Raw genomic sequence first — 25,914 nt, forward strand, 5'->3', positions numbered from 1 at the left:
CTTGAATCATCACCTGCAAATCCACTTCAAAACCGGCGCCAGCCTGGCGGGTGTACAAGGGGTAGGTAGCGATGACGCCCTGTTTGAATTCCGGCCTTTGAGTAACGGCCAGATCGGTCGGCACTTCGTCAAACACTGCCTGGTACCAGCGCTCCGAACCGAGCTTACGCAGCCGAACAACGAGCAGCCGCAACAGCAGGCGAGCCAGCCAGGGGGCCTTGCGCGCCGCGAGAATAAAGATGCCTTGCTGGGCCGGCATATCGACGAGTTGTTCCATGGCAATAAAGGGCGGAGCGCAAGAGACGCCGACGAAGCGCTTCAGACTGGCCTTGAAATGACGACAGATGGCCAGTGCCGGTACCAACCCAACTTCGTGCGCCAGTATCGACTCGGGCTGGATATTAAACTGCCGCAATACGGTCAAAGCATCGTCCACCTGGCATTGCAACGGGTCGTCCTTGCGGTGCGGCGGGTCGGTGCGGCCGTAGCCGGGACGTTCGATCGCCAGCACATCCAGTTTGCAATGCTTGGCCCATAGTCTGTCCTGCTCATACTCTCCGGCACCAAATGAAGGTCCGTGCACCAACATGACTTTCTTCCCGCTTGGGTCGCCAAAGCGGCGCCAGCTGATGCGGCGCTCTTCACGCCAGGATTCACCCTGCAGCAGCGGCTCCCGCTGATTGGGTAATTGCAGGCTGGCGGCGTCCGGTAAGGCAAGATTAACCGCATTGGCGGCGGCCGCGGCGAGGGTAGCAGCCTGGGTCTGATTGGCGGCCCCCATTTTTCTCAGAAGGGCTTTGGTTTGTTGGCGCACCGTGGTGACTTTACGCTGATGGTGTTCCGCAATCTGATCGGTTGTCAGGCCGCAGGCCAGCCCGGCCAGAACCTGCGTCTCGCGCTCGGTCAGGCCGAACAGATCCGCGATCGCCCGTTCAATGGAGGACGGCCAGTGTTGCTGCAGGGCAACCAGCACATAGGCTTTTTGCACCGGACTTCGATACCCCACCATTAACAGCGGCTTGCTTTCCATGCCGGCGGCGGGCCGTTGCAGGTTGATCAGTGTTGACCTCGCTTCATGGGTCAGACGGTGCCGGAAGTCTGTGAGGGCACCGCTGCTCACGCCAAGGGCGTGTCGCCGAGCGCCGATTTCCAGAGGCCAAAGCTGGCGCAGGGTGCGATTGGTGGCCAGCACTCTACCGCTTTCGTCCAGTGCCAGAGCCGGGGGCGCGTAGCGGTCGACCAGACTGTTCAATGCATCACTGGTGTCTGACTGGTCTTCAAGCTCATGCAACGCATTGGACAGTTCCAGCGCAACGCGGCTGTCAATGGTCTGCTCGTCGAGCAGTACCGGCTGCAACAGCGCGACCAGTTGTTCGAAATCGGCCTCACGCAATGCGATGTCCTGCACGAGACTGCTCAGCGCGCCCTGTGGCAGCTCTGCCAGAGAGGTGTTTGCATTGAACGACGTCATGTCAGTTTACCGATATCCGCAAGTTGTCAGATGTTCAGCATTGCCCTCAGGACAATGCTTGGTGGCCGGGCGGAGCGCCTGATAGACAACATCCGGCCTTTCTATTGCCAGGGTTTGTCCGCACCCTTCGATGGCAGTGAGTTGAACACCCGGCTTCATTTGAGTCAGTAATTGTACAAATTCCAGGCGCGTCGTTTGATTCTTGGTGCCATGCAGCAACGTTAGTGGTGCGGGTGACTCGGTTAACCAGTGCTCCCAATCACTAAGCGCCATCTCCAGGTCAGCTTCAAAACCGGCACCGGCTTGCTGGGTAATCAGACTGTAGGTGCCGATGACACCGGCCTGGTGGTCGGGACGGTTCAGCACAGCAATATCCTCTGGCACCTCACCAAATACGGCTTCCATCCATCGCTTGGGTCCCAGCTTGCGCAAGCGGACCATGCCCAGTCTGATCAGCAGACGGACCAGCCATTGAGTGTTCTGGGCTGCCCAAATGAAGATCCTCTGTTGGGGGGGCATGGCCGTCAGTTGTGCCAACGCTCTGAAGGGTGGCGCAGCCGAGACGGCAAGAATGTCGGTGACTCGCTCCGGATGTCGAACGGACAGGGCCAGTGCCGGTATAAGGCCGATTTCGTGCGTCAGAAACACGGCCTCGGGAATGGACTGCAAGTCCATCAGTAGGCGTGCGTCGCTGACCACCGTATCCACCATCGTCTCACCCCGGGGCGATAGCTCTGTCCGCCCATACCCCGGCCGCTCGAGTGCAAACACATCCAGTTCGCATCGTTTCGCCCACACCCGCTCGGCTTCAAAATCGCCTGCGCCGAAAAAGGGTCCGTGCAGCATGACTACCGGCTTGCCACCGGGCTGGCCATAGCGTCTCCAGCCAATACGCCTGCCCTCACGAAGGCATTCACCGTAGGCCATGTTGAGAGGATCACGGTCTGGTCTCAGGGCATCGCTGCCCACCCGAGCATCGGTCAGAGCATTGGCAGCGGCGGCGGCCATAGTCGCGGCTTGCACCTGAGCTGAGGTACCCATTTTTTGCAAAACAGACTTGATCTGTTGTCGAACCGTACTGATCGCGCTGGACCGAAGCTGAGCAATTTGCTCCACCGTTTGACCTTGCGCAAGACAGGAAAGGACTTCGCGCTCTGACCGGGTCAATCGGAAGAGTGACTCCAGAGCCTTGTCGACGGCCGTCGGCCAATGATGCTGCAGCGCCGTCAGCACAAAGGCACGATACCTATGGGTGTAACTACCCAGCATGACCATGGGGAGTTCGCGAGTTCCGGGTCTGGTTACCTTCAGCAAAGTGGCGCCGGCCACCTCAGCCAAACGACGTTGGAAGGTCTGAAATTCGTTGGCAGTCACACCCAGCGTAGTCAGGTTGTCGCCGGCATTGAGATTGAACAGTTGTCGGGCACCCGCGTTCAGGGCCAGGACGGCGGCGTTCCTGTTCACCGCAATGGCAGGGGCTGTTTGTTGGTCTACCAGCTGGTAAAGCGCATCTGCCTCACGGGCTTCCGCTTCAATCTCGTGCAGCGCGACAGAGAGCTCAAGTGCGGTTTCCGTGGGGAGCTCCAAGCCCCGATCTATCAGAGGAGACAGAGCGATGATCAGATCAGGAAAGTCGGCCTGCCGCTCGGCTACCTGCGACACCAGGTCACTCAAGCGTTGAGGCAGGGCGTCCGATAGCTCAGTGTTGGTTGCATGACTGCCAACAGTTGGACTGCTCATACTGTCTTCCCGAGTTCCGGTTATCTGCTGGCGTATCCCATTTCATTCCCCAGTATAAGCAGATTCTTTACAAGGAGTTAGTCGGGGAGTGACTTATTGACCTGAATCGCTTTCCCACTCCCCCGATGGCATTGCGTGCCAGCAACAGATATTCTGGTTGCGCACTGTGCATGACGGAGGTAGCGATGCAGGTTTCACTGGATGAGATAAGAGACAAGAGTCTGCGTGCGCTGATGGCGCACGGGGCGGGAGAAACCCAGGCGGCTGCCGTTGCTGATGCTGTGCGCCGTGCGGAGGCGCTGGGCAATGTCATCTGTGGCCTCTACTACCTCGAGAGCTATTGTCTGCAGCTGCTGTCGGGACGCGTCAAGGGCCAGGTAGAGCCTGAGGTCAGCAAGCCCCGCCCGGCCTCCGTGCAGGTGGATGCCCGCTGCGGGTTTGCCCAGCCGGCGTTCGCCAAGGCGCTGCCGGAAGCGGTGGCAGCGGGGCGCGAGCAGGGCCTGGCCATGCTGGCCGTGAACCATGCCCACACCTGCACTTCACTGGGCTATTTCACCGAGCAGATTGCCGCCCATGGATTGATGGCGATCGGATTTACCAATGCATCCACGATCGTGGCGCCACCCGGCGGCACCAAAGCCGTCATCGGCACCAATCCGATTGCGCTGAGTGTGCCCGGCAAGGAAGAGGGTGCTCCGCTGCGCATGCACTTCGACTTTTCCACCTCGGCCGTGGCACTGGGCAAGATCACCATGGCCAAGGCTGCGGGTGAACCTATTCCGGAAGGCTGGGCCATTGATGCCGAAGGCAATCCAACCACCGATCCCGAAGCGGCGCTCAAGGGCTCGCTGGTCAGTGCCGGCGGCTACAAAGGGTGGGGCTTCGGCCTGCTGGCCGAGTTGATGGCGGCCGGCATTGCGGGCGGTGTCAATTCACTGGACGTCAAGGGACTCAAGGCACCGGAAGGGCCACCCCACGATCTGGGTCAATGCTACCTGCTGCTGGACCCAACGACTTTTGGCGATCACTTCGACGAACGGTTTGCCCGCATGGCGGAAGCGGTGGCCGAGCAGCCCGGAGCGCGTATTCCGGGTGCTTCGAGGAACGAAAAAACACAGATTGATGTGCCCGATGCCCTCTGGCGTCGGGTGATCGAACTGACCGAAGTGGCCTGAGTGATCGGCTGGCATGAAAACCGGTAGCCTGCCCGATACCCAGCTGCTGCAGACCTTTGCCACCATCGCCGAGTCGGAGTCACTGACCGATGCGGCACGGCGTTTGGGGGTCACTCAGTCGGCGGTCTCACAGACCCTGAAGCAACTGGAAAGTGAAGTGGGTGTCGAACTGGTGGTGCGGCGCACCCGGCCCCTGCAACTGACCAGTGCCGGTCTGACTATGAAGCAGCAGTCGGATCAGGTGCTGGCCGACCTGCGGCGTCTGGTGGCGCGCGTGCGCAGTGCCGCGGATATGGGGGTCTTGCAGTGTCGTCTGGGCCTGATCAGTTCCTGCTCTGAAGTGCTGGGCAGTTCCCTGATCGAACAACTGGGTCACCGCTCGGAACAGTTGAATCTCAAAAGCGGTGTAACGCCGGTGCTGATCCAGTCGTTCCTGAATCGGGAAATCGATATTCTGATCTCCGATTCGCCGCTGGCGGAAATGCAGGGGCTGGAGCGCTTTCCGCTGTTTCGTGACCCTCTTCTGCTGGCAATACCCGAACCATGGCTGACGGTTGCCACCGACGAACTGACCTTGCCCGTATTGGCACAGGACTATCCGATGATCGGTTTTACCCGCACCAGCCAGATCGGGCTGCATGTGGATTTGGCGGTGCGCCGGATGCATCTGCAGACCCAGGTCCGCTTTGAGACCGATGAAACCCACACGCTGATGAGTCTGGTGCAGGACCAGCATGGCTGGGCGATAGTGAGCGCGCTGTGCGCGGTGCAGACGCTCTACAAGACCGAGGGCGTGCGACTGCTGGCCCTGGATGACAGTCGCCATGCCCGTACCCTCTACCTGGTTGCCCGGCAGGGGGAGTTGGGCGACCTGCCCACGCTGTTTGCCGGGGCGATACGGGACATGATTGATTCCCATCTGGTGGGTCGACTCGGTACAGTGGCGCCCTGGGTTGAAAGCGAACTGTTCGCCATAGACCGAACCGAGCCCTGAGGCACGCGGGTAGCTAAACCAGCGCTGCAAGCCCCACCGGACCACCTTCGAATTCCGCCATCGCATCGAGCAGTGCCTCCCAGAGATAGTCGGCAGACGCGCTGTCACAAAACAGGGAGAATACCGGCTGCCGTCCCCATTGGTGATGTACCACGATCGCATTGCTGCGCGCCACCGAGGTCTGGGCAATATGGCCGACCGGGAAGGCGCTCTCGCGCAGGTCGACGCCGCACAACTTGGCCATGACGGCGGCCCGATAACGGCCGGCTAGCACCAGCCAGGCATGACTGTGCTGGCAGTAGAGCGCATAGCAGTCTTTTGTTGGCAGCGGTTGATTGGCCATCCGGCGCACATGCTGTCCGTCGTCCTCGGCAGCCGACAGCACCCATAACTCGCGGGCGCTCAGGCGCAGCACGGTTTCTCCCTGGGTGCCCACTGCCGCCCGGTTGGGTGCGTCCGGCACGGGCAGGTCCAGTGACTCCAGGTGCTCTGCCGCCTGTCGGCCCCTGAATCCGGTGCGCTCGAGCACCGTCAGGTCGATCAGGCCGCAGCGTTCTGCCATGGCCGAGTCGTTCTCGCCGGCCTGCTGCACTACCAGGCCTTCACTTTTTACAGCGAGCGATTGGGTACTGGCTGCCCAGACGCGCCAGGCCAGACTGCGTCTGGGATGCTGGTCGGGCAGCATGGAAGTGGGGTCGCTCATGGTCAAAGCTCCTGGCGCTTGTTGTCGGGATCGAAGAAAGGCAGTGTGCATACTGTGGCTGTCACTTCCGAACCGCCGTCCACGCGAATATGAACCGTCTGGCCGGGCTCGGCCTGGTCCGTGCCGACATAGGCCAGGCCAATGATCGAGCCCACCGTGGGTGAGTACTCGCACGAGGTGACATGACCGCTGATGTGATCGCCCCGCAGCACCAGATGGCCTTCTTCCGGCTTTGGCGTGCCGGCGGGCAGGGTAAACCCGACCAGCCGGCGCGTCTGCGGCCGGGCCATCACGATATCGACAGACCGACTGCCGAGGAAAAAGGGCTTCTTGCGGTTGATCGCCCAGTCCAATGACAGCTCACCCGGGTGACTCATGCCGTCCGTGTCCTGACCGATAATGATATGGCCCTTCTCCAGGCGGAGCAGGCGCTGGGTTTCGACGCCAAACGGGCGCAGTTCTTCGGGTTCGCCTGCGCTCATGAACGCATCCCACAGGGCTTCGCCATAGAGCGCCGGCACATGGATTTCATAACCCAGCTCACCCACAAACCCGACGCGCAGCAGGCGTGCCGGAATACCTGCCACCGTGCCTTCTCGATAGGCCAGGTAGGGAAAGCCCTCGGCGCTCAGGTCCAGATCATCGCAGAGTCTGGCCAGGATCTGGCGCGACAGGGGGCCGGCCAGATTCACCGCGGCAAACGCCGACGTGACATTGGCAATGTCGATGTCGAGCCGCCACTGGGCATTCCACTTGAGCATGTCGCGATAGACGCGATCCACGCCTGTAGTCGTTGCCGTGACATAGAAGTGGTTTTCGGCGATGCGACAGGCCACCCCGTCATCGATCACCACACCCTGTTCATTGGTATAGATGGCATAGCGCGTGCGCCCGATCGGCTGTTTGAGAAAGCCGAAGGTATACACCCGGTTGATGAACTCGGCGGCATCCGGGCCGCGCACCTCGATGCCCCCCAGGGTGCTGACATCAATCAATCCCACCCGCTGGCGCACCTGCTCGGACTCAGCATGGATGCAGGCATCACGTCGGTCCGCAAGCCCGTAATAGCTGGGCCGCTGCCACACCCCTGCAGGAACCATGCGCGCTCCGAGTTCCACATGGCGGTGATGCATGGCGGTGCGCCGATACGGATCGAAGCCACGCCCGGCAAGTACCTCAAGACGTTCGGGTACAAAGGGTGGGCGCGCTGTGGTCACCCCGGTCTCGCTGACCGTGCGATCGGTGGCCGCAGCGACCAGTCGTGCGGTCGGCAGCGCCGAATGGCGACCCTGGGACGGGCCCATGCCCACAGTGGAAAAACGCTTGACCAGTTGAATGTCGCGGTAACCCAGCTTGGTGGCATTGACCAGATCCTTGCTTTGCAGGTCTTCGTCGAGATCCACAAAATCCTTGCCCCTGGGGTGCGGAAAGATGGGCCAGTCGACATTCACCCGCCGAGAGCAGGTGACGGCTTCGGCTACTGCATCGCTGAGTCCCAGTGACTGCAGCACACTGCCGGCTGCTCGCCGACCATCTGCCAGTACCGTATCAAGATCATGAATACCATTGACCGACCCGGCCAGATGCAGGTGTGGTGGCAGTCCGGTCAGGCTGAACTCGGCCCGTTCTTCCCGGTAGTCGAGCCGTGCACCCGCCTGGCAGGCCAACTGATAAGCAGGCATATAGCCCGAGCCCATGCACAGCAGGTCGCAGTCGATAAGTCGGGAGGTGTCGGCCACGGTTCCGCGTCCGGTGATCGCACGCACATCGACCTGTCTCAGGTGTTGCCGTTTGCGATCGGCCAAAGCTTCATAGACGGTGCTGCCGGACAATACCGTCAGTCCTTTTTCGGTCGCGATATGTCTGATATCTGCGGCTTCCGCGGCTGGACGCAGGTCGACAATGGCCTGCACAGTCACGCCCTGATCCTGCAGGTCCAGCGCCGTATGGTAGCCATCATCGTTACCGGTCAGCACCACGGCCCGCTGGCCGGGCGCAATGCCGTACCATTTCATCAGGCGCTGGGCGGCACTGCACAGCATGATGCCCGGCAGGTCATTGTTGCGAAACACCACAAGCTGCTCGAAGGAGCCAGTGGCCAGAATGCATTCCCGGGCCCGCACCTTGTACATGCGATTGCCCTGGATCACGGGCAGATAATTGTCCAGAAACCAGCCATTGCAGGTCGCGTTCAGCAGCAGCTCGATACGCGGATGAGCCTTTACGTCGTCGATCAGACGCGTACGCACCGAGTCGGCCAGGTTGCCTTCGGAATCGAATCGGTGATAGCTCAGAGCTCCGCCAGCCAGCGGGTTTTCATCGACCAGCAGTACATCGGCTCCGCCATCGGCGGCGGTCAGTGCGGCCTGCAGTCCGGCGGGACCGGCACCGACCACGACCACGTCGTGAAAGCGGTAGACCTTGTCGCAGTAGTCGGGCCTGACCTCCAGATTGACCCTGCCCAGTCCGGCCTTTCGCCTTATCAGTTTTTCCCAGTATTTCCAGGACCCGAGGGGGCGAAAAAAGGTCCGGTAATAGAAGCCCACCGGCATAAAACGGCCGAACCAGTCGAGTCTCGCGTCCTTGTCATCACGCAGCGAGCCGCTGTAATTCTGGCCGCTTACCTGCAGGCCGGCTGCGGCAGCCTTGCGATCAGCCAGCACATTGGGTTCATCCGGCAGCTGAATCAGAGTGTTGGCATCCTGACCGGCCATGGTCAGAGGCCCGCGGGGTCTGTGGTACTTGAAAGAGCGCGACAGCAGCCAGTGGCCATTGGCCGCCAGCGCGCTGGCCAGCGTGTCGCCGGCCTGGCCGGTGACCGTCGCACCCTCGAATTCGAAACTGATCGTCTTTTCCCGGTCGATCAGCAGGCCCATGGGGGCTTTCAGGCGCTGGTGAGTGCTCATGAACCCGACCCTCCGCCTGTGGTTGTGTTGTCTTCCGTCTGCTCGAAATCAACCCGCTCGGTAAAGCGCTCCGACGGATCATAGGTGCGCAGTATCTCGTCGGATCCGGTATGCCGCTCGGCGATGAACCAATAGCTTGACGGCGCGTGCAGCCACCACTCGGTGACAACCTGAATCTGATTGTCCGTATAGAACACATACTCGGCCCACTCCCGGTCGCTGCAGGTGGTGTGATCCGGCATGTCGGTGACTTCGCCGCCATAGACGAATTCGCTGATATTGCGCAGCCCGTTCAGTGGGCAAGGCATCATTTTCATGGCTGACTTTTTCTCCCTGATCGGTGCCTCGACCGACCTCAGTGACTGGCGGCAGTGGCACCCATTTCGTTGACCTGGCGGAAACTGTCGAAGCGATCCATGGCAAAAGGCGCAATCAATTCGGGCACCTTGCCGCCGCTGGCGACCAGCTCGGCCATGGTCTGGCCACAGATGGGCGTTGCCTTGAATCCCCAGGTGCCCCAGCCGGCATCCAGATAGTAATTCTCGACCGGACTCAGCCCCATAATGGGGCTGTAGTCGGCGGTCATGTCGGTGATGCCGGCCCATTGGCGCATCAGGCGCAGCTTGGCCATGAAAGGAAACATCTCCACGGCACTGGCGATCAGGCTTTCCTTGAGTTCGAGCGTGGAGCGACTGTTGTACAACGGGTAGGGGTCCGACCCGCCGCCGAAGACGATTTCGCCCCGGCTGGTCTGCTGCACATAGCAGTGCAGCGCGGACGAACTGACCAGCGGATCCAGAAACGGCTTCACCGGCTGGGTCACCATGGCCTGCAACGGGTAGGTGATGATCGGCATGCGAAAACCCGCCTTGGCGGCCAGCAGCGAGCTGTGCCCGGCCACGGCCTGCACAATGCATCCGCATTTCACGCGCCCGCGATTGGTGTCGACACCGATGGCGCGGCCCTTGTCGACCAGTACATCGGTGACTTCGGTCAACTGATGCAGTTCGGCGCCGCGCTGCGTCGCGCCCCGGGCGTAACCCCAGGCCACCGCGTCATGGCGCGCGGTGGCGCCGTCACGATGCCACAGGCCCTTGAGCACCGGCAGATGGCCCGGGTGCATGTTGAGCCCGGGCACTAGTTCCCGTATGGCGGGCGGGTCGATCAACTCGGTGCGGCCACCAAAATGCCGATTGACCTCGGCGCGTTGGCGAAAGGCACGAACGGTGGCATCGGTATGGGCAAGCGTCAGCTGCCCGCGCTGAGAGTACATGATGTTGAAATCGAATTCGTTGGATAGCCGCTCGAACAGATTCACCGACGCCTTGTAGAACCGCACCCCTTCCGAGGTGAGATAGTTCGAGCGGATAACGGCCGTATTGCGCGCGGTATTGCCGCCCCCCAGATAGCCCTTTTCCAGCACGGCCACATTGGTGATGCCGTGGTATTTCGCCAGATAGTAGGCGATCGCCACGCCATGGCCACCGCCGCCGATGATCACCACGTCATAGTGTGATTTGAGTTCACCGGCAATCGGCAGGTCAGGCTTGTGCGCGAAGGGGTAGTCCTTGCGCAGTCCGTATTTGAGCAGTGAAAAGGCCAAGTCAGTACTCCCGGGTCTGGTAGGGCACAACGATGGCTGTAGCGAGTTTCCAGTCAGACAATCGAAGGTCTTACCGAGTTAACTCGAACCGGCAGGACGCAGGCAAGGCGGAATCAACCACTTAAGCAAGTCTAATGCTCGTCATTGCCGTCCCTTATCAAGGGGGCGCGCTGTGCAGCCCGGATCAGCTCCCCAGCTTGTCCAGTATCGCGCGCTCCAGCGCCTGTGCCTGGGGCGTCAGTGAACGCTGTGCAGGTTTGATGATCCCGATTTTGCGTACCAGCTTTGGTTCACTTAGCGGGACAAAACGCAGCACCTGACTGTCCGGCGGAAAAGCCAGGCTGGGCAGTGTGGTGATGCCATTGCGCACTTCCAGCATGGCCAGCAGGGAGATCATGTTGGAGATGTAGAAATGACTGTTTTCCACCAGGCGACTCGCCGGTGTGTTTGCCAGGAGCCGGGAGGTCCCGTTGGTAATGAAGCGCTCGTCCAGCAGTTCATCCCAGCGCAACTCCGGTGCATTGGCCAGCTTGTGATCCCGATGCAGGACCACGCCGATTTCATCTTCCATGAGGGGAGTGAAAGACAGTCGTTCGTCCTCCACCCAGGCGCTGCTGATGCCCAGATCCACCTCGCCCTGGGCCACCATGCGGCAGACAAAATCGGCGCTTTCATCATGCAGGTTGATGTCGATATCCGGGTGGCGGGCGATGAAATCAGCCAGAAAAGTCGGCATCAGGCGGCTGGCAACCGAGGGGACCGTGGCCAGAGCCACACTGCCCAGTTGCCCCTGAGACAATTGCGTCAACTCCCGGGCGAGCCGATCGTGCTGTTGCACCAGCTCCCGGAATTTGGGCAGGCACTGCTCACCGAAAGGGGTGAGTTGCCCTTTCAAGTGCTTTTCAAACAAGGGCTGGCCGAGTTTCTCCTCGAGGTCCCGGATGGCCATGGACAGTGCCGGCTGACTGCGGTGCAGATATTGCGCTGCTGCATTGAAGCTGCCCTTTTCCGCGGCGGCGATCACATAGCGCATGGGTTGTATTTTCAGTTCAAGCGACATGCAAGGTAATGCTCTCGATGGCCTTTAAACGACTATAAGAAAAGCTTACTAAAATTACGATATTTCTTATTATACTTATATTGCAGTGATCGTTAGGATAGAGTAAAGATCCAGGAGTTACCTATGCCTACGTCATACCCCCTCTACATCAACGGAGAATGGACAAAGGGCGAGAATGCGCACCTGCCCAACGTCAATCCTTCGGACCTCAGCGATACGGTCGGTGACTATGATCAGGCCAGTGCCGGCCAGGTGCAAAAAGCTATTCAGGCCGCGAAAAATGGCCAGAAAGCCTGGGCAGAAACGGGTCTGGAAGCGCGTTACAGCATTTTGATGGCCATTGGCAATGAACTGATTGACCGCAAGGACGAGCTGGGTGAGTTGTTGTCGCGCGAAGAGGGCAAGCCTCTGGCCGAGGGCAAGGGCGAAGTCTATCGCTCGGGCCAGTTTTTTCACTATTACGCGGCAGAAGTGCTGCGCCAGATTGATGAGCGGACCGCGTCCGTTCGGCCCGGTGTCGAAGTCGAGACTCGCCGGGAGCCGCTGGGCGTTGTCGGTGTCATCAGCCCCTGGAATTTTCCCATGGCCACCGCGGTTTGGAAAATCGCGCCGGCGCTGGCCTTTGGTAATGCGGTGGTATTCAAACCTGCCAACCTGGTACCAGCCAGTGCCTGGGCCCTCACCGAAATCATCAGCCGTCAGGCTCTGCCGGCCGGCACCTTCAACCTGGTCATGGGCAGTGGCAGTGAGGCCGGCGAAACATTGATCACCAGTCCGGGTGTTCAGGCTGTCAGCTTTACCGGGTCGCTGGAAGTCGGACGTCGGGTCGCTGCAGCGACAGCCGCCAACCTGGTCAAGTGCCAGTTGGAGATGGGCTCCAAGAATGCGCTGATCGTCCTGGACGATGCGGATATCGATCTGGCCGTGGAGGCCGCTTTCGCTGGTGCCTATTCGGGCTCCGGGCAGAAGTGCACGGCGTCGTCTCGGCTGATTGTTACGGATGCGGTGCATGATGAATTCGTCGACAAGCTGACCGCGCGCCTGGCGAAGGCGAAAGTCGGTCATGCCCTGGACGAGGACACCGCCGTCGGCCCCATCGCCGACAAGCGCCAGCTGGAATCCAATCTGCGCTGGGTGGATACCGCTCTGAGCGAAGGTGCCGTGATGGCTTTTGGGGGTGACCAGGTAGATGTCGAACAGGAAGGCTACTACATGCAACCGGTGCTCTTCACCCAGACCACCAATGATATGGACGTCAACCGCGATGAAGTCTTCGGACCCATTGCCTGTGTCATCCGGGTACCGGACTATGAAACAGCCCTGAGTACACTGAACGACACCCAGTATGGTCTCACCGCCGGCCTGATCACGAAGTCACTGAATTTGGCATCCGATTTCAAGGCCAGGGCGGAAACCGGCTGCGTGATGGTTAACCTGCCGACCGCCGGAACGGATTACCACGTGCCGTTCGGGGGGCGCAAGAATTCCAGCTTTGGCCCCAGAGAGCAGGGCCAGTATGCGCGTGAATTCTATACCGTCGTCAAAACCTGTTACATCAAGGCATAGGTGGTTGAGGCATGTCGCAGTCAATGCTAACCATTGATGGATTGCAGTATTCGCAGTGGTCCCGGTCCATTTTTGAAGAAATGCGGGCTGGCGGTGTCGATGCCGTGCACGCGACACTGGTCTATCACGAGACATGTCGGGAAACACTGATGCGCTTCGGGGAATGGAACCGGCTGTTCGAGCAACACTCGGACCTGATCATGCCGGTGCTTGAGGCGGAAGATATCCAGCAGGCGCGGGAAACGGGCCGTGTGGGCATCTTCTTCGGAGCGCAGAACTGCTCGCCGATCGAGGATGACGTCGACCTGGTGGCCATCATGCGTCAACTGGGTCTGCTGATCATGCAGCTTACCTATAACAACCAAAGCCTGCTGGCCTGCGGCTGCTACGAGTCTGAAGACAGCGGCATTACCCGCTTCGGCCGCGAAGTGATTCGCGAAATGAACCGGGTCGGCATGATCATCGACATGTCGCACAGCGCCGAGCGCTCGACGCTGGAGGCCATTGAGCTGTCCGAGCGGCCGGTCATCATTTCTCACGCCAATCCCTACAGCTTTCACCCGGCCAAGCGCAACAAATCGAACGATGTACTCAAGGCGATTGCCGAAAGTGGCGGGATACTCGGTTTCTCCGTGTACCCGTTCCACCTGAAAAACGGCCCGGACTGCACGCTGGACGAGTTCTGCGGCATGGTGGCGGATACGGCCGAGCTGATGGGTATCGATCATATCGGCCTGGGTACCGACCTCTGCCAGAACCAGCCGCAGAGCGTGCTGGAGTGGATGCGCAACGGACGCTGGGCGAAAGAAAAGGATTACGGTGAGGGCAACCGGCAGAACGCCGGCTGGCCGGCACCACTGACCTGGTTCAGTGACAACCGGCACTTCCCCAATATTGCGGAAGGGCTGCGGCAGAAAGGTTTCAGCAATGAAGATGTAGAAAAAATAATGGGCCAGAACTGGCTTGGTCAATTGACCGAAGGCACCCGACCGGGTTCCGCATAACAGGGCGGGGCTCCCGCTGCTTTCAAACCATGACGGCAACAACAATAAAGGATCGTGAACATGACTCAGACCAATAAGACACCTGCCGAAGGCGGGGGCATCAAGCAGTTGGGGGACCCCATTGTATTGGGGTTGAGCGTAGGGTTTATCCTGCTGTTCCTGGGCGCTTCGCTCTTCAACATTGACTGGACGGCCGGCCTCATTGCCGATGGCTTTGCCTGGACGTCCCGCGTGCTGGGGTCCTACTTCCAGTTGCTGTTGGTGGCGACCTTCGTGATCGGCATGGGGGTGGCCATGTCTCCGGCGGGCAGCGCCAAGGTGGGGAACCGCAGTACGCCGGAACTCAGTACCTTCAAGTGGCTGTCCATCATCATGTGTACACTGCTGGCTGGTGGCGGGGTTTTCTTTGCTGCAGGCGAGCCCGTATACCACTTTGTCGTCACGCCGCCTTCTTTCACCACTGAAGCCGGGACTGCTGAGGCGGTTGCGCCGGCTCTGGCACAGTCGTTCATGCACTGGGGCTTCCTGGCCTGGGCCATCCTGGGCACGCTCTCTGCAGTGGTGCTGGCACACGCCCACTATGTGAAGGGTCAGCCTCTGCGGCCGCGTACACTGCTTTACCCGGTATTCGGTGATCGCGTCATGACGGGCTGGTTTGGCGGCATTGTCGATGCAGCCTGTGTTATCGCTGTTGTCGCCGGTACCGTGGGGCCCATCGGCTTTCTGGCGACCCAGGTCAGTTTCGGTCTCAATGAACTGTTCGGCTTTGGGGAAGGGTTCGGCTCACAGCTCGTGATACTGCTCATTCTGGCGGGCATCTATGTGACCTCGGCAATGACAGGCATTCACAAGGGCATCCAGATGCTCAGCCGGTTCAATGTCTTTCTTGCACTCGCCATTGCCGCGGTGATTTTCCTGTTCGGGCCAACGCTGTTTCTGACCAATGCCTGGACGCAGGGTTTTGGAGAGTACATCAGTTCCTTCTTTGCCATGGCGACGGTTACCGCTGAAACCGCACCCGAGTGGTGGATGCAGTGGTGGACCATCTTCTTCTTCGCCTGGTTCATTGGCTATGGCCCGTTGATGGCGATCTTCGTGGCCCGCATTTCGCGCGGCCGTTCCATTCGGCAGATGATTCTGGCTGTTGGCGTCATGGCACCTGTCGCGACCACCGTCTGGTTCACCCTGCTCGGCGGGTCGGGTATCTACTATCAGCTGACCGGTGCCATTGATCTGACGCAGGCGCTTAATGACTTCCAGTTTGAAGTGGCTACGCTGACCATTGCACAGGCGCTTCCGGGTGGCACCCTGATGGCCATGGCGATATTGCTGCTGACCACCATCTTCGTGGCCACCACGGGTGACTCCATGAGCTATTCCATCGCCGTGGTGAGTGCCGGCCATGATGACCCGAACCGTTTTGTTCGCGCCTTTTGGGGTGTGGCCATGGCACTGATGGCAGCGGTGTTGCTTTACATGGGGGCCGGTCAGATCAGTGCGCTGCAGCAATTTATCGTGATTACCGCGATACCGGTGTCACTGGTGCTGCTGCCGTCGCTCTACATCGGGCCCAAGGCGGCCTATGCCATGGCGCGTGAACAGGGCATAGTACCTCCCAAGGGAGAGCCTGGCTTGATGGGTGTGGAGAGACAAAGCGCTTCCAGAGAGAGTTGAAGCATTATGACAACGGCGACGGCGGAATCTGCAAACTGGATGCGCCCTGCTGATCAGGTTATGCGGCTGCCCAGACTGGGCAGCCTGCATGCCAGTCGGTTGAGCTTTTCCCGCAGTCTGGTTCGTCAGATGGCCCGGGAAGACTGGGTTGTATCGACCGTGCGGTTTGACCTGGACGATCACGGACACGGTACTGTGGTCTATCGGCTGGAGACGCCCGGAAGCACCTATCATGGTGTGGTGTTTTCCCAGGCGCTGGATCCGGAGCGGCGGTCCGACCGGGTGATTGCGGAAGCCTGGGATGTCACCTTTGCCCTGGTCGAGGGCGAGGTGGAAGACACGCTGTTGGCACAGATGGCCGCCAATGTGCCGTTGCAGGAAGCCGGCCGCCAGCATCCCCGATTGCTGGTGCTGTCACGCGCCAACAAGAGCATGCGCAACTTCTCGCAATTCGTTGACGCGCTGGGGGCAGGTCAGCAGCCTGATCCGGCCTGGCTGACCGCCGTTGGCTACCTTTACCGAACCACAGCGGTTTACGGCAACGGCAAGTTCGGCATTGCCGACTATGCCCGCCTGCAGCGCAACCCGGACTTCAGCCGCCCGTTTTCGGCACAGATGTTCGCGGTGTATCTGCTGCGTCACTTCTCCATTGAACAGGTGAATCACCTGGCGAAAATTCAGGCGCCCCATACAGCCGTACCTCTGGCCCCTGCGCTGCAGCGCTATATGGGTATCGGCAATTCCACCGGTCTGGGGATGGCGCCCTTTCTGATCAATCATCCCCAACTGATACAGCAATGGGTTTATGGCCGCGAGCGGGCGCTTGCTCATGCCCGATTGCAATCCGCCACAGACGAAGGCATGGCGCGCATGACTGCGTTGCTGCACCGGGCTCGCACGCACTTTCAGCAGACAGTTACCGAGGATGAGGAGCAAACAGCCCGCAATCGGGAAACCGTGCAGTCCATTGCCGTCATCATCGACTGGCTGGACCGGACGTCGCCAGCACCGGATCTTTGGGTTGAGCTGCAGGCATGGGCCGAAAGTCATTGTTCGATGGAAGCTCAGGAACTCATCAACACCCTGTTGATCGAGCTGTATCCGGAGCTGATCGACCCGGTGGAGGATGAACTGGGTTGTGAAGAAATACTCGAGTTGCAGCCGGAAATGAAGGCCCGTGAACTGCTGCAGTTGATCGAGTCGAGATTTTCCTGGGCGCTGGACTATGACCCGGATGACGATGCCCACAACCACTGGTTCTGGTACCGATCAGCAGAAAAGGAGGAGCCCCGGCTGGGCGTGCGCGGTCAGGAAATCGGGGTGGAAAAGGAAATGCCACTGGCCATAGGCCCGCGGATCCATGAGGTCCATTGGCGCCTGAAGCGCTTTCTCGACACTGCCCCCAATGGGTTGGTCGTGGAGTTCCTGCTGGCCAACCCGAGCCAGAAAGAGTGTGTGCGCCGCATTCAGACGATGGGGCAGACTTCCTACGGAGAAATACAGGCCAACCTGTGGCATCGGGACATGAAGCCAATGCACTTGTTGCGCACCAAACTGTCTTTCTTTGGTGCGAGTCGCTTTGATCCCAAGTCCGATCGCTGGGTCAGGGTGACGCTGTTTCAGGGAGCGCCCCTGTTCAGCGAACTGTTCAGCCATCATGGCACTGACGAAAAACGGCTGAATCAGCTGGACGACTGGAGCTTTCCGGTTGAGCCAGACCAAGTTGAGTTATGAAAGTCTCCTTCAACGAACTGCAGGGTATGGCACGAAAGGCCTTTGTCGGCATCGGCTTTGAAGAGGGCGATGCCATAGACGCCGCCGACATGGTGGCGTGGCTGGAGGTTCGTGGCCTGTTCGGCATGCACGCGCTGAAAAAGGGGCTTGAGTTTCTGCTCCAGGAGAACCCCAGGGCCCTGCCGGAACTGATCTATGAGGATGCCGATGTCAGCATCTTCGATGCCCATGGCAACAGCATTCTGGGCAGTGCCAGCCTGGCATTGGAGTTGGGCTATGCCCGCGCCAGAGCGCGTGGTCTGTCGGTGACCAAGATCCGACGCTGTCACAATCGGGTTCTGGTCATTGGTTACCTGTCGCGGTTGGCCCGTCGCGGCATCAACGTTACGGCCTTCTGGCGCAATGCGCACGAGCCACTGATCGAACAGTGGGTGGGCTTTCGCGCCAGAGATCCGGAGCCGGAAGTCTGCCTCTACAGCCTGCCGGACTCACCTGAAGAAACGGAGCCCAATGACGGCATCACCCTGGTCATGGCCAACCATGTGGATCTTCTCCCCGGCCTGCGCTCCGACTTTTCGCTGAACAACCTGATGCGGCAGACCGATCAGGATTTGCGTCGCCAGCGTGAACATGCACTGGTGGAAGGCATGGAAGTGGAAGATGACCTGTGGCGTACCCTGAAAAATCTGGCCGACCGGCTACTGGTAGAGGCCACTCAGGACTCAAGGTCTGGTGCCGGGGCGGGCACTACCGATAATGACTGAGTGAACAGAAAGGGTGGCTGCCCTGAAAAAAGGGGACCAACAAACGTTTTGCGCCCCCTGTGTCAAGTCCGGACGAGTTACCTCAATGCGCATGCATAGACGTCGCCGATGGTCCCAGGTTCGGCATCCAGGTGGGGTCCCAGATAACGAGCAACCCGATCAGAATCAGTGCGACGCCGGCGGGGCGCACTATGCGCTGGCCGTGACGGGCCACCTTTTCCACCAGCATGAGTACCGCGAGCGGCGCCATCCAGGCCAGGTTGGCGATCCCCACCACGAACATGACGAGCATCAACGCCCAGCAGCAGCCGACGCAGAAGGCGCCATGGCGTGCACCCAGAGCAAAGCCTCCGACTATGCCCTGGCGGTAGTGGTTCAGCATAAATGATCTTGGCTGACGGCACTTGTCCAGGCAGCGATCCTTGAGCGAGGAGAACTGGAAACCACCGGCCAGGATCAGCACCGAGCCGGTAAACAACTCCGGCCGATGCAGCAACCAGTGCCAGGTCAGCATGGCATGCTGCATCAGCGTATCGCCGAGCAGTGCCACTACACCGAACAGCGTCCAGACCACCAGATAGCCGCCCAGGAAGCCGAGCCGGGCAAGCCCCGGATGGGGCTGGCCGGCAGATGCGCGGCGAAAATGGCTGGCCATGGGCAGTGTCGAAGGCAGCATCATGGCGGCAATATGTACCTGCCAGGCCAACAGAAAGAGGGCCAGGCTGGCCCAGACTGTACCCTCGTCGACCACCAACTGATGATGGTGAACACATTGCATTTCTCCCGTCATCTCCGCACCAATGGCCAGCAGCCAGGCAAGGCCGATCGCCACGATCAGGACAGGAGCGCCTCGCCAGACAGAGCTCTCCGTCGAGGTGATACTGCTCGTGCTCATGCCTGATGCTCCATCATCCAGTCTGTCTGGATGGCGTTGTACCCGTCGTAGGTCCATTTCATGCCGTATTGCGGCAGGTTGACGCGGTAGCGGCGCGACTTGCCGAGATAGGCGGGAGCCCCCTTCAAAGTCGAGAAGGCACTGTCGTACAGCGTCGCTGAACTGCCGTCGGGTGACGACTTGATCGGTGCGAACTCCGCTTCGAACATGTCCCCGGCCTGCACTCGACCCTCGACCTGCCGCGCCTCGTGCTTGATCGGGACACGCTCAACGGCCACCACTTCCCCGACCAGGCTCGCCAGATCGGCCAGTGGTCCACCCATATTGCCACTGAAGGCATCCAGTAGCGCTTCATGCTGCTCGTCGTTGGCCTGGCTGTCGATCAGGATCACAGAGCGCCAGTTACCGGCCAGGGCATTCCCGGGAATGTGAGCGACATTCACGATAGTGAGGCCCGAGACGTCGACACCTCTTGCCTCACCTCGTTCGAGATTGAAGACAATCAAGCCAAAGCATTCGCTGCCGTCCGGATCTTCACCCAGGAAACAGGGGCAGGGTGCTGCACAGGAGCAGACCTCCAGCATGGTGCCCTCAAGTCGATAGCTCTCTTTCGTTGCAATGTTCATAGTCCATCCTCTATCAGTATCGTGTGTGTATTGGCCCGACCACCGCGCCTGTCAAAACGGGCTCTACTCATGTCAGAATGTGCCTTGTTCAATGAGTTGTTGGTCAGGTGTGCTTGGCACCTACGCCTTAAGGCGTGACAATCTTTGTTACAACCGAGACAAGAGGACTGAACGATGACGAAAAGGGAGTTGTCACCGATTCGAACCGCTCTTGATGCTGGAGAATTTGCCCAGGCTCAGGAGTTGCTCGCTGGATTATCCATACCGGTCTCGGCCGACCTGCTGGAGCTGCGTGCCCGGGCAGCCTACGGTGCCGGCGATCTGGAAGAGACGCTGGCTGCTTACGGAGAGCTCTACCGCCTGCATCTGGAAGTTGATCGAACCCACGAAGCGGCTTTTGCCGCTGTCATGGTGGGCATGTACCTGATGATGGACACTGGCCTGATGGCCACGGTGCGCGCCTGGTTGTCTCGGGCCGAGTGTCTGCTGAAAGACGCGCCAGACAGTTCGGTCTGGGCCTGGCTCGCCGCTGTCAGGACCTACGAGCGTCTGATGTGTGGCGATATGCCAGGCACCGGGCACTGGGCGCAGTTGGCCATCGACCGAGGACGGGAACATGGACTCAGCCCACCTTCCATCATAGGGCAGGTTGCACTGGCCAGAGTCCGCATCCACGAGGGTTACCTCGAAGAAGGGCTGAGCGCACTGGACGATGTGGCCGTGGAACTGAGCGCCGGAAACCTTGACCCCCTCACTGCGGGGCAGATGTGGTGCGAGCTGATCAGTGCCATGCAATGGATCTGCCATTACGACCGCGCCGAGCAATGGACCGAAGCCATGGAGTTGTGGCGCCGAGGGGCTGCTTTCGGAGGGCTCCACGGGCGCTGTCGGGTACATCGGGCCGAGATCATGCGCCTGCGCGGGCCTTTTGACCTGGCAGAGCAGGAGGCATTGCTGGCCTGCGAAGAGCTCCGCCCCTGGATGCGGCGAGAGTTCGGCTGGCCGCTGACCGAGCTGGGCAATGCACGGCTGCACAAGGGGGATTTCGCGGGCGCTGAAGAGGCGTTCATAGCTGCACACCAGAATGCCTGGCTACCTCAGCCTGGGCTCGCTCTGCTGCGGCTGGCTCAGGGACGAGTCGACGAAGCCTATTCGATGATTGCAAGCGCGCTCGACCACCCCTTTGCCATACCTTCCAAGGAGCGCCCGCCTGCCGGGGGTCTGCAGAGAGCCCCGTTGCGCGAAGCCCAGGTGGTTATTGCACTGGCCGCCGGAGACATCGAAACGGCGCGCATTGCTGCAGCCGACCTTGAAGAGATCGCCGCGACCTATAGTACCCGCACATTTCAGAATTCAGCGCTTGCCGCCAAGGGACGATTGGCACTGCACGACGGGCAGGCATGCGAAGCGATCCAGCTTCTCAGTGAGGCCGTCATGGAGTGGGTTGCGCTGCGCATGCCTTTCGACGCCGCCATCTTGCGCATCCAGCTCGCGGCAGCGCATCGGGCTGTGGGCAACGACAAGACAGCCGAACTGGAACTGGATGCGGCCTGTCATGTGCTGGAGGATCTCAAGGCTACGCCCTGGGCGGATCTGGCTCGCGACCATCAGCCGGCAATGCCGGCGCAACAGAGGGTAGAGCCCCAGCCTTGTCAGTTTTACCGCGAAGGGGATATGCGAACAGTGACCTTCGGCGGCGCCACGGTCCGTCTGAAAGACCTCAAGGGAATGCGTTATCTGGAACGCTTGCTGGCGGAGCCTGGTCGGGAGTTTCACGTTCTGGGTCTGGTTGAAGAAGAGCGTGGGACGCTGCCCGTCGACTCGTCTTCAGGTGCCCCCCGAATGGACGCGCAATGCGGGCTGGAAGTGTTCGACTCCAAGGCTCGCGAAGCATACCGGCAGCGCCTTGCCGAAACCGAAGAAGATATCGCGGAAGCAGAAGCGAACAATGACTTTCACCGTGCGCAACTCGCGCGGGCCGACCGCGATTTCCTGATCGACGAACTCTGTCGCGGTGTTGGCTTGAATGGCCGAACCCGGACTGTCGGCGATGGCCTGGAGCGCGCCCGCACCAGTGCAACCCGTTCGTTGCGCTACGCCCTCAACCGGATCTCACAGAACCATTCAAGTCTTGGTGAACACCTGGAGAGGACGCTGCGTACCGGCACCTATTTCGTCTATCAGCCCGACCCGCGCGCACCGGTGGATTGGAAGACCTGACGTTGCGCTTCAGCACCAAACCAGGCCCTTGTAGGGTGACTTCTCAAGCTCGGCAAGGCGGGTTGCCAAGGTTCCGCAGTGCAATTCCAGACTATGCCCATCGGGATCCAGTACATACAGCGAGTCGCCTTCACTGGTGTTCTGCTGCCATTCCTCGACACCCGCCAGCTTCAGACGGCTGCGCAGTTCTGCAAGCGCCTTCTCGCCAACACTGAACGCAATATGCGTATAGTCGCCAGCGGGTCTGGGCACTCCCACACTCAAGCAGACCCACGTATCGCCTGCGGTCAGATACGCACCCGTGTCCCAGTAGACATGCAGCGTCATGCCCAGCAGGTCACGGTAGAACTCGATCGACGCGTTCAGGTCCCTGACGGAGAAGGTAATGTGATTGATTCCGGTGATCATGCGATGGTTCCCGAGACTATCTTGGGCTCAGGCGGTTCGCCCTGCGAGCACCATTATAATCCGGAAGATACCTCCAAGCATGATGCCGCTGCCAACACCAAAAATCACCAGAACCGGCAGAGGCGCTATCGTGGCCAGAGAGCCGATGGCAATGCCAAGACCTGCCAGTGAAATAACCATGTGTTTCTTGATTGTGTTGTCGAGGACCATGTGCACGGCTCCTTACTATAGTGCGTTGTTCCCCTTCACTGTATTTTCTCGCTGGGACACACCGAACCCCGTTTTCGAAATTCTTATTGAGTGGCCCGGCCGCTGCCCGACTGTCAAGTCGGTCTTCCTGGAGCGCGGAGGCGGAGCTCATTGGAGCGCTTTAGCCCATCAACTATGGTTGCAGCAGCTTCATCCGCCAGGTGCCTGCATCCTCTCTGTCGTAAAGTTCGCGTTTGTGTAGTCTGTCGTCGCTGAATGTCAGGAACTCGATGCTGTCCGGCCTGATTCGAAATCCGCCCCAGTTGGCCGGTTTGGGAACCTCTGTTCCCTGATATCGCGTCTCTGCTTCCGCGAGCTGCTCGTGCAAAGCCTCACTGCTCTTGAGTTCCTGGCTCTGCCTGGAGCAAAGCGTCGTCAACTGTGCCTCTCGACTTCGGGTGCGCCAGTGGCTGATGGCTTCCTCTTCGGATATGGGTTCGGCAACGCCCTTTACCCTCACCTGATAGCCGACATGATCCCACCACAGGGTCAGGGCGACCTTGGGGTTGGCCGAAATATGGACCCCTTTCTCCGAATCCAGGTAGGAGCAGAAGGTAAAGCCCTCTTCATCCACCGTCTTCAGGTCGACAAACCGGCCTGATGGAAAGCCATCCTGATCGATCGTCGACACGCAGACAGCGCTCTTCTGTTTCAGCGGCGAGTCGTTCAACGCGGCTTGCCACCATTTTTTGAATTTCGATATCGGATGTTCCATATTCTGTAATTCTCTATCGTGCTGTTCTGGCTCAATGTTAGCCATGGTATTTGCAGTCAACAGTGCCGTAGTGTATCAGTTTGACTTCATGCGGATTTCGCCCCGGCAACGAGCAAGGTAGAACAGTAACAACAAGCAGGAATTGACCCGATGGCAGAACCAAAGACCAGTGCACTATTGATGGGAGCCACCGGGCTGGTGGGGTCGGCGGCGTTGCCGTTGCTCGCGCAGGCCTTTGATACTGTCTGGACGCCGGGGCGACGGCTACCGTCGAATGCGCCCGGCAACAGTCATTTCGTGGAAACCGACTACTCAGACCTGTCACCTCTGAACAAGGCGATTGCCGAGCCCCCGGAGGTGGTATGCATTGCCTTTGGCACCACCATCAAACAGGCGGGCAGTCAGGAACGTTTTGCGACAGTCGACCGGGACTATCCGCTGGCGCTGGCCCGCTGGGCGCTGGGTCGGGGAGCGCAGCGGCTGTGTCTGATCTCTGCCGTGGGGGCTGACGTGCAGTCACGCGTGTTCTACAACCGGATAAAGGGCGAGCTCGAACAGGCGCTGCGCGATATGCCGTGGCAGAGCCTGCATATTCTGCGGCCTTCTTTGCTGCTGGGCCCGCATGCCAACCGGCCTCTGGAAACTCTGGGGCAGGTGGTCATGGGCCCAATGGCACCGCTACTGCCGGCCCGAATAAGGCCGATAAAGGCCACGCAACTGGCCGGAACTATGGTGGCCTGCGCAAGAGACCATGAGGCCAAAGGTGTGCAGGTGCTGGAGGGCCGCCCGTTGTTCGAGGAGAAGGGGCGGAGCTGATTGCTTTCATGTCCCCGACTGAGGCACCATCCTTGAACAACCAACCAACCAACCAACCAACCAACCAACCAACCAACCAACCAACCAACCAATCAACCAACCAATCAACCAACAAGGGATTGCCCCCATGAAACTCGAGTCGCTGGCCCTGCATCACGGCTATGAATCAGAATCCACCACCAAGTCGGCCGCGGTGCCGATCTACCAGACCACCTCCTATACCTTCGACAACACCCAGCACGGTGCGGATCTGTTTGATCTGAAGGTCGAGGGCAACATCTACACCCGCATCATGAACCCCACCAATGCCGTGCTGGAGCAGCGCGTGGCGGCGATGGAGGGCGGTATCGGTGCGTTGGCGCTGGCCTCGGGCATGGCGGCCATTACCTATTCGATTCAGTGTATTGCCCGGGTGGGCGACAATATCGTCAGCACCAGCCAGCTCTATGGGGGCACCTACAATCTGTTTGCCCACAGTTTCCCCAACCAGGGGATTGAAGTGCGGATGGTCGACAGCAACGACTATGAGGGTTTCGAGCAGCAGATCGACGACAAGACCAAGGCTGTGTTCTGTGAGTCCATCGGCAATCCGGCCGGTAATGTGGTCGATGTCGCCAAACTGGCGGAAATCGCTCACCGCAATGGCCTGCCGCTGATCGTAGACAATACCGTGGCCACGCCCTATTTGTGTCGCCCCATCGACCACGGGGCCGATATCGTGGTGCAGTCACTGACCAAGTACATCGGCGGGCATGGCATAGCGGTGGGTGGCGCCATCATCGATTCGGGCAACTTTGACTGGGCGGCCCATCCGAAAAAGTTCGACATGCTCAATGAGCCGGACCCGTCCTACCACGGCGTGGTGTATACCGAAGCCCTGGGCGCTGCAGCCTATATTGGTCGCTGCCGGGTGGTGCCGCTGCGCAATACGGGCGCCGCGCTGTCGCCCACCAATGCGTTCTATATCCTGCAGGGTCTGGAAACCTTGGGTCTGCGCATGGAGCGCCATTGCAGCAACGCCCTGAAAGTAGCGCACTACCTGCAGAAGCATCCGAAAGTCACCTGGATCAACTATGCCGCACTGCCGGACAGTCCCCATTACGAGGTTTGTCAGCGTCTGTGCAAGGGCCACGCCTCGGGCATTCTGAGCTTTGGTGTGGAAGGCGGGCTGGAGGCCGGCGGGCGCTTTATCGACGCCCTGCAGATGATTCTGCGGCTGGTCAATATCGGTGATGCCAAGTCGCTGGCCTGTCATCCGGCATCTACCACACACCGGCAGCTGAATGACGCGGAACTGGCCAGGGCCGGTGTCAGCCGGGATCTGGTGCGCCTGTCGATCGGCATCGAGCACATTGATGACATCATTGCCGACATCGAGCAGGCGCTGAGCAAGGTATAGCTCTTCGAACAGGAACCGAGTGTCCTGTCTGGTTAATTCGACACTGCTCTGAGCCACTGAGCACTCTGAGAGCAAGGCGCGATGTTGAAGGTCTGGTGGCTCCAAATTGAAACATCGCAACGCCGCTATCAGAGTGCTCAGCGGCTCCCGGAGGGCGTGCCTCTGCGGCCCCTGGCCTGTGTTGACATCCCT

General features: G+C 59.9%; 23 protein-coding genes. 11 read left to right on the forward strand and 12 right to left on the reverse strand.

The window, feature by feature from the left end; translation table 11 throughout:
• On the reverse strand, nucleotides 1-1,471 hold a 1,471-nt coding region (locus tag LAT62_RS09535; protein ID WP_293382567.1), incomplete at its 3' end, for an alpha/beta fold hydrolase.
• Nucleotides 1,472-1,477: 6 nt separating this feature from the next.
• Entirely contained in the window at nucleotides 1,478-3,211 is a 1,734-nt protein-coding gene (locus LAT62_RS09540; RefSeq protein WP_293382570.1) for an alpha/beta fold hydrolase, read from the reverse strand.
• Nucleotides 3,212-3,396: 185 nt separating this feature from the next.
• Here LAT62_RS09540 and LAT62_RS09545 point away from each other — a divergent pair, with 185 nt between their 5' ends.
• Complete coding sequence (locus LAT62_RS09545; protein ID WP_293382573.1) at nucleotides 3,397-4,386, forward strand: Ldh family oxidoreductase; 990 nt, start codon at nucleotides 3,397-3,399, stop codon at nucleotides 4,384-4,386.
• A gap of 13 nt (nucleotides 4,387-4,399) precedes the next feature.
• Nucleotides 4,400-5,380, forward strand: a complete 981-nt coding sequence (locus LAT62_RS09550; protein WP_293382576.1) for a LysR family transcriptional regulator — start codon at nucleotides 4,400-4,402, stop codon at nucleotides 5,378-5,380.
• Between the two features lie 13 nt (nucleotides 5,381-5,393).
• Here the strand turns inward: LAT62_RS09550 and LAT62_RS09555 are convergent, their stop codons facing one another.
• From LAT62_RS09555 to LAT62_RS09575, 5 genes are all read right to left on the reverse strand, one after another.
• Nucleotides 5,394-6,083, reverse strand: coding sequence for a sarcosine oxidase subunit gamma family protein (locus LAT62_RS09555; RefSeq protein ID WP_293382579.1), 690 nt, complete (start codon nucleotides 6,081-6,083; stop codon nucleotides 5,394-5,396).
• Between the two features lie 2 nt (nucleotides 6,084-6,085).
• Complete coding sequence (locus LAT62_RS09560) at nucleotides 6,086-8,989, reverse strand: glycine cleavage T C-terminal barrel domain-containing protein (protein WP_293382582.1); 2,904 nt, start codon at nucleotides 8,987-8,989, stop codon at nucleotides 6,086-6,088.
• Entirely contained in the window at nucleotides 8,986-9,306 is a 321-nt protein-coding gene (locus LAT62_RS09565) for a sarcosine oxidase subunit delta (RefSeq protein ID WP_293382585.1), read from the reverse strand. The genes LAT62_RS09560 and LAT62_RS09565 overlap by 4 nt, the downstream gene beginning before the upstream one ends.
• 38 nt (nucleotides 9,307-9,344) lie before the next feature.
• Complete coding sequence (locus LAT62_RS09570; protein ID WP_293382588.1) at nucleotides 9,345-10,592, reverse strand: FAD-dependent oxidoreductase; 1,248 nt, start codon at nucleotides 10,590-10,592, stop codon at nucleotides 9,345-9,347.
• A 184-nt stretch (nucleotides 10,593-10,776) separates the two neighbouring features.
• Complete coding sequence (locus tag LAT62_RS09575; RefSeq protein WP_293382591.1) at nucleotides 10,777-11,652, reverse strand: LysR family transcriptional regulator; 876 nt, start codon at nucleotides 11,650-11,652, stop codon at nucleotides 10,777-10,779.
• A gap of 123 nt (nucleotides 11,653-11,775) precedes the next feature.
• Here LAT62_RS09575 and LAT62_RS09580 point away from each other — a divergent pair, with 123 nt between their 5' ends.
• From LAT62_RS09580 to LAT62_RS09600, 5 genes are read left to right on the forward strand one after another with little or no spacing between them, the layout of a single operon-like run.
• Entirely contained in the window at nucleotides 11,776-13,218 is a 1,443-nt protein-coding gene (locus tag LAT62_RS09580; protein WP_293382594.1) for an aldehyde dehydrogenase family protein, read from the forward strand.
• Between the two features lie 11 nt (nucleotides 13,219-13,229).
• Nucleotides 13,230-14,222: a dipeptidase gene (locus LAT62_RS09585; protein WP_293382597.1), complete on the forward strand. Its 993-nt coding sequence runs from the start codon at nucleotides 13,230-13,232 to the stop codon at nucleotides 14,220-14,222.
• A 60-nt stretch (nucleotides 14,223-14,282) separates the two neighbouring features.
• Complete coding sequence (locus LAT62_RS09590) at nucleotides 14,283-15,896, forward strand: BCCT family transporter (RefSeq protein WP_293382600.1); 1,614 nt, start codon at nucleotides 14,283-14,285, stop codon at nucleotides 15,894-15,896.
• 6 nt (nucleotides 15,897-15,902) lie between these two features.
• Nucleotides 15,903-17,630, forward strand: a complete 1,728-nt coding sequence (locus tag LAT62_RS09595; RefSeq protein WP_293382603.1) for a hypothetical protein — start codon at nucleotides 15,903-15,905, stop codon at nucleotides 17,628-17,630.
• Nucleotides 17,627-18,394 carry a DUF3726 domain-containing protein gene (locus LAT62_RS09600; RefSeq protein WP_293382606.1) on the forward strand — a complete coding sequence of 256 codons (768 nt, stop codon included), beginning with the start codon at nucleotides 17,627-17,629 and terminating at the stop codon, nucleotides 18,392-18,394. Before LAT62_RS09595 ends, LAT62_RS09600 begins: the two co-directional genes overlap by 4 nt.
• 82 nt (nucleotides 18,395-18,476) lie before the next feature.
• Here LAT62_RS09600 and LAT62_RS09605 read toward each other — a convergent pair whose 3' ends face one another.
• Both LAT62_RS09605 and LAT62_RS09610 read right to left on the reverse strand, forming a co-directional pair.
• Nucleotides 18,477-19,289, reverse strand: a complete 813-nt coding sequence (locus tag LAT62_RS09605; RefSeq protein ID WP_293382609.1) for a DUF2182 domain-containing protein — start codon at nucleotides 19,287-19,289, stop codon at nucleotides 18,477-18,479.
• A complete protein-coding gene (locus LAT62_RS09610; RefSeq protein WP_293382612.1) occupies nucleotides 19,286-19,915 on the reverse strand; it encodes a DUF1326 domain-containing protein in 630 nt (209 codons plus the stop codon). Before LAT62_RS09610 ends, LAT62_RS09605 begins: the two co-directional genes overlap by 4 nt.
• 174 nt (nucleotides 19,916-20,089) lie before the next feature.
• On the opposite strand from LAT62_RS09610, the gene LAT62_RS09615 reads away from it, so the two are divergent.
• On the forward strand, nucleotides 20,090-22,135 hold the full coding sequence (locus tag LAT62_RS09615) for a hypothetical protein (RefSeq protein ID WP_293382615.1): 2,046 nt from the start codon (nucleotides 20,090-20,092) through the stop codon (nucleotides 22,133-22,135).
• A 9-nt stretch (nucleotides 22,136-22,144) separates the two neighbouring features.
• Here LAT62_RS09615 and fos read toward each other — a convergent pair whose 3' ends face one another.
• The 3 genes from fos to pdxH all read right to left on the reverse strand — a co-directional run bounded on the left by fos (nucleotide 22,145) and on the right by pdxH (nucleotide 23,552).
• The gene (gene fos / locus LAT62_RS09620; protein WP_293382616.1) at nucleotides 22,145-22,543 is read right to left on the reverse strand and encodes a fosfomycin resistance glutathione transferase; all 399 of its coding nucleotides are present in this window, start codon (nucleotides 22,541-22,543) and stop codon (nucleotides 22,145-22,147) included.
• 27 nt (nucleotides 22,544-22,570) lie between these two features.
• Entirely contained in the window at nucleotides 22,571-22,753 is a 183-nt protein-coding gene (locus tag LAT62_RS09625; RefSeq protein WP_293382618.1) for a hypothetical protein, read from the reverse strand.
• Between the two features lie 172 nt (nucleotides 22,754-22,925).
• Nucleotides 22,926-23,552, reverse strand: a complete 627-nt coding sequence (gene pdxH, locus LAT62_RS09630) for a pyridoxamine 5'-phosphate oxidase (protein ID WP_293382621.1) — start codon at nucleotides 23,550-23,552, stop codon at nucleotides 22,926-22,928.
• 105 nt (nucleotides 23,553-23,657) lie between these two features.
• On the opposite strand from pdxH, the gene LAT62_RS09635 reads away from it, so the two are divergent.
• From LAT62_RS09635 to LAT62_RS09640, 3 genes are read left to right on the forward strand one after another with little or no spacing between them, the layout of a single operon-like run.
• A complete protein-coding gene (locus LAT62_RS09635) occupies nucleotides 23,658-24,323 on the forward strand; it encodes an NAD-dependent epimerase/dehydratase family protein (RefSeq protein ID WP_293382624.1) in 666 nt (221 codons plus the stop codon).
• Between the two features lie 8 nt (nucleotides 24,324-24,331).
• On the forward strand, nucleotides 24,332-24,454 hold the full coding sequence (locus LAT62_RS16375; RefSeq protein ID WP_367120552.1) for a PT domain-containing protein: 123 nt from the start codon (nucleotides 24,332-24,334) through the stop codon (nucleotides 24,452-24,454).
• Nucleotides 24,451-25,722 carry an aminotransferase class I/II-fold pyridoxal phosphate-dependent enzyme gene (locus LAT62_RS09640; protein ID WP_293382627.1) on the forward strand — a complete coding sequence of 424 codons (1,272 nt, stop codon included), beginning with the start codon at nucleotides 24,451-24,453 and terminating at the stop codon, nucleotides 25,720-25,722. The genes LAT62_RS16375 and LAT62_RS09640 overlap by 4 nt, the downstream gene beginning before the upstream one ends.
• Nucleotides 25,723-25,914: the final 192 nt, after the last annotated feature.

This window comes from Natronospirillum sp. (genome assembly GCF_022565775.1).
In the GTDB taxonomy this organism is placed as follows: Bacteria; Pseudomonadota; Gammaproteobacteria; order Pseudomonadales; family Natronospirillaceae; genus Natronospirillum.